Annotated in this window: 2 protein-coding genes and 1 pseudogene; 2 read left to right on the top strand and 1 reads right to left on the bottom strand. The window is 70.4% G+C overall.

Annotated elements, in window-relative coordinates; genetic code table 11:
• Positions 1-1,189: glycoside hydrolase family 26 protein (locus AOK03_RS32460; protein WP_063792624.1), on the bottom strand; the 1,189-nt coding region annotated here is incomplete at its 3' end.
• Between the two features lie 136 nt (positions 1,190-1,325).
• Here AOK03_RS32460 and AOK03_RS32455 point away from each other — a divergent pair.
• Positions 1,326-2,618, top strand: coding sequence for a carboxylate--amine ligase (locus AOK03_RS32455; protein WP_055568962.1), 1,293 nt, complete (start codon positions 1,326-1,328; stop codon positions 2,616-2,618).
• A pseudogene (locus tag AOK03_RS45060) lies at positions 2,611-2,701 on the top strand (NAD(P)-binding protein); the annotation flags it as partial. The gene AOK03_RS32455 and the pseudogene AOK03_RS45060, both read left to right, overlap by 8 nt.

Raw genomic sequence — 2,701 nt, 5'->3', positions numbered from 1 at the left:
CCGCTGGCTTCTCCGGGACTGCCTGCTTCTCCGGAACCGCCTGCTTCTGCGGGTCCTTCCACCAGTCGAACCGCAGGCACAGCTTGCCGCCCAGCCAGTACTCGACCCAGTCGCCGAACTCCACCGGCGAACAATTCGGCGGATTCACCGGCTCGGTCGGCACGGTCGGGTTCTCGTTGCGGCCGGAGAGCAGCTTGCGGTAGATCTCCGCGGACTCCGGATTGTCCTTGCACTGCCACACGCCGTGCGGGCAGTAGTCGGTGACGGTGTTGTACAGCGGCTTCTTCTCGTTCATCCATTCCAGCATGCGGCGCATGTATTCCTCGTTGTCGCCGTTGCGGAACAGACCCCATTCCGGATACGAGATGGGCTTCTTGTGCTCCGTCGCGAAGTCGACGTGCTGCTGGAGGCCGTAGGGCTCCTTGACCTGCTCGTCGAACGACATTCCGCGCGGCTGGTCGTACGAGTCCATGCCGATGATGTCGACCGTGTCGTCCCCGGGATAGCACTGCGTCCAGGGAACGGCGTCCCGCCCCCGGCTCGGCGTGAAGTCGAACTGAAACTTCTGTCCCGGTACGGAACGCATCGTGGTGACGATCCTGTTCCAGTACTTCTTCCAGGACTCCGGGTCCGGACCGCAGCGATGGGTGTAGGTCGTGCCGTTCATCTCCCAGCCGAGGACGACCACGGTGTCGGGCACGCCCAGGTCGACCAGGCGCTTGGCCAGCGTCCGGAAGTGCTCGTCGAAGGTGCCCGCGGCGCCCTGCTTCAGCAGCGCGGACACCTCGGTGTCACCGACGCCGTCCTCGTTGCGTTCGAGCATCGGGACGTTGAGCACGAAGAGCCTGTCGTCCTTCGCCTTGCGCCACTCCGCCCATTTCTCCAGGAAATTCGGGGCGCCCTCGATGTTGCTCCAGCGGTCGCCCGGGAGGTACGTGTGACCCACCCGCAGCTCGGCGCCGCCGAGCCATTCGCTCAGCTCACTCATCCGTTCGACGCCACGGGGACCGTAGTCGAGATACGCGCCGAAGGCGGGGTTCCCGGCGCCGCCCCCCGGTGGTTCACCGTCGCGTACGACACCCACCGTGTGCCCCGGCACCGCGGCCAGGGCCAGCGACGCGACGGTCCCCGCGGCGACGAAAGCGAGACGTCCACGGCTCCGCCGACGTTCTGGGGTGTGTGGTCCCATATCTGCTCCTCTTTTTCCGGCCTCCGGCCCAACTTCACTGACACTCCGTCATATGTATTTCTATTGCGCCAATCGGGCTTCTAATCCTGTGTTCCACCACATCGCCCACTTGGGCGATCGATAAGCGAGGGTGACGTTGCAGCCTCTGGATACACGCATTCCTGCGGTCCTATTGCGGATCGACAGGAATCCCTTTCACCACGGCACGCTGGGCGCCGTGCGCTCGCTGGGGCGGGCCGGCGTCGAGGTCCACCTGGTCGCCGACGACCGGCAGAGCCCCGTACAGCACTCCCGGTATCTGCACCGGATGCACGCGCCACCCGCGCCCGGGGCCTCGCTCGCCGAGGTCGCCGCCGTGCTGCGGCGGGTCTCGCGCCGCCTCACCGGGCCCGCGGTGCTGATCCCCCTGGACGACGCCAGCGCCCTCGCCGTCAGCGCCCTGTACGAGGAGCTCACCGACTGCTTCCTGCTGCCCCGGACACCCGGCAACGTGGCCGAACGCGTGGCCGACAAGGCGACCCTCGCCCGGGTCTGCGCGCAGGCGGGCGTGGCCCACCCCGCGACGCTGACCCCGGAGTCCGCCGCCGTCGCCGTGGACCGCCTCGGCGCCCCCGCCGTCGCCAAGTGGAGCCGCCCCTGGCTGCTGCCCCGCGACACCGGCCTGCGCAGCACCACCGTGATCGGCTCCCCGCACGAGGCCGCGGCCCTGTTCGACCGCCGCGCCGAGGCCGGCAGCCGTCTGCTCCTCCAGGCCTTCGTGCCCGGCGCCCGCGAGGCGGACTGGTTCGTCCACGGCTGCGCGGGCCGCAACGGTGTCGTACGGGGCGGGGGCACGGGACGCAAGCACCGCTCCTGGCCGCGCTCGGCGGGCCTGACGGTGAGCGGCGAGTGGACCGCGAACCCCGCGCTGTGGTCCGCGGCCGCACAGGTGGTGGCCGCCCTGGAGTACCGCGGGATCTTCGACCTGGACTTCCGCAGGGACGCCTCGACCGGCGACTTCCACCTCATCGACTTCAACCCGCGCCCCGGCGCCCAGTTCCGCCTCTTCGCCGACGGCACGGACACGGACGTCGTACGCGCCCTGCACCTGGACCTGACCCACCGCCCGGTCCCCGCCCCCGAGCCCCTGCCGGGCCGCACCTTCCTGGTGGAGAACTACGCCCCGCTGGCCGCGCTGCGCTCCGTCGCCCTGCCCGGCCAACGCACCGCCCCGGCCTCCGGCGAACTGGCCTGGCACGCCGCCGACGACCCCGCCCCCGGGGCCGCCCTGCGCCGCATGTGGCGCCGCCACGTGGTGCGACGGCTGCGCGCCGGTGTGCGCCACCGGTCGCACCGGGTCCTGACGTCCTTGTCGATCAGGGCGCGGGAACACGCGCCCGCCGTCCTTCCCGGCACGCCGAACAGAGAGCGAGCAGTCACCGATGCATGACCTGCTGATTGTCGGAGCGGGCCCCTACGGCCTGTCGGTCGCCTCGCACGCCGCCGCGGCCGGCCTGGACGTGCGGATCTTCG

Source organism: Streptomyces atriruber (assembly GCF_001418325.1).
Classification (GTDB): Bacteria; Actinomycetota; Actinomycetes; order Streptomycetales; family Streptomycetaceae; genus Streptomyces; species Streptomyces atriruber.
The sequence above is the reverse complement of the archived record's forward strand: the minus strand, read 5'-3'. Positions and strand labels throughout refer to the sequence as shown.